The organism is Pseudomonas sp. RL_105y_Pfl2_101 (assembly GCF_963970585.1).
Lineage (GTDB): Bacteria > Pseudomonadota > Gammaproteobacteria > Pseudomonadales > Pseudomonadaceae > Aquipseudomonas.
In genome coordinates this window covers 1-1231 of sequence record NZ_CAXAPG010000124.1, presented here as the reverse complement: position 1 = coordinate 1231, position 1231 = coordinate 1, and the positions used below count along the sequence as shown (strand labels likewise).

Genomic DNA, 1231 nt, shown 5'->3' with positions numbered 1-1231 from the left:
TGAATCGCCCCGGGTTTCGTAGACACCTCCATGCCTTAAACTGAGGCCAATCAGGAGGTGCCATGAGCAACCCACGTTATCCCGAAGAATTCAAAATCCAAGCGGTCAATCAAGTGACCGAAAAGAAGCTTCCCGTCGCTGACGTAGCGGCGCGTCTTGGCGTGTCGACGCATAGCCTCTATGCCTGGATAAAGCGCTACAGCAAACCTCAGGCAGAACGGCAGCAAGACGATGATCAGCACGCTGAACTGCGTCGTCTGCGAGCGGAACTCAAGCGGGTCACTGAAGAGCGAGACATCTTAAAAAAGGCCGCCGCGTACTTTGCCAAGGAGTGCGGCTGAAGTACGCCTTTATCAAGCAGCGCGCGGGCGACTATTCCATTCGACGGCTTTGCCTGACGCTGAAAGTCCATCCCAGTGGTTATTACGCTTGGTTGTCTGAGCCGCAATCTGCACGCGCTAAAGACGACCAGCGATTGCTGGGTTTGATCAAGCACTCGTGGCTGGAGAGCGGCGGAGTTTATGGCTATCGCAAAATCCATGACGACCTGCGCGAGGTCGGTGAAGATTGTGGTCGGCATCGTGTGGCGAGGTTGATGCGTCTTGAAGGTCTACGCTCTCAGACAGGGTATCGACGTCGCCCTGGAAAGTACGGCGGTAAGCCAGCGGTCGCCTCACCCAATTTGCTGAAGCGCCAGTTCGATGTCGGGGAACCCAACAAGGTTTGGGTCACCGACATCACCTATATTCGTACGTATGAAGGCTGGCTGTATTTGGCGGTGGTGCTGGATCTGTTTTCCCGTCAGGTCGTTGGCTGGTCAATGAAGTCGCAGATGACCAGTGATTTGGCCATTGATGCGTTATTGATGGCGGTTTGGAGGCGAAAACCGAAACAGGAGGTGATGGTTCACTCTGACCAGGGCAGCCAGTACAGCAGCTCCGATTGGCGCAGCTTTTTGAAGGCAAACAATTTGGTCGCCAGCATGAGCCGCCGAGGCAATTGTCATGACAACGCCGTGGCCGAGAGCTTTTTCCAGCTTCTGAAACGGGAACGGATCAAGCGAAAAATCTACATCACGCGGGAAGATGCTCGGAGTGATGTGTTCGATTACATCGAGATGTTCTACAACGCAAAACGCCGCCATGGTTTCAACAATCAGCTGTCACCGGTAGAGTTTGAAAAACGTTACGCAATGAGTTTGCAAGGTGTCTAAAGAATCCGGGGCGATTCA

Annotated in this window: 1 protein-coding gene; it reads left to right on the top strand. The window is 53.7% G+C overall.

Annotation, left to right across the window (positions count from 1 at the left end; all coding sequences use genetic code 11):
• Positions 1 to 62: 62 nt before the first annotated feature.
• Positions 63 to 1213, top strand: a protein-coding gene (locus AACY31_RS28735; protein ID WP_143508439.1) for an IS3 family transposase whose coding sequence is annotated in 2 segments (ribosomal slippage) — positions 63 to 297 and positions 297 to 1213 — 1152 coding nt in all. Because the reading frame shifts where the segments join, the coding sequence is not laid out codon by codon here.
• The last annotated feature ends 18 nt before the right edge of the window (positions 1214 to 1231 follow it).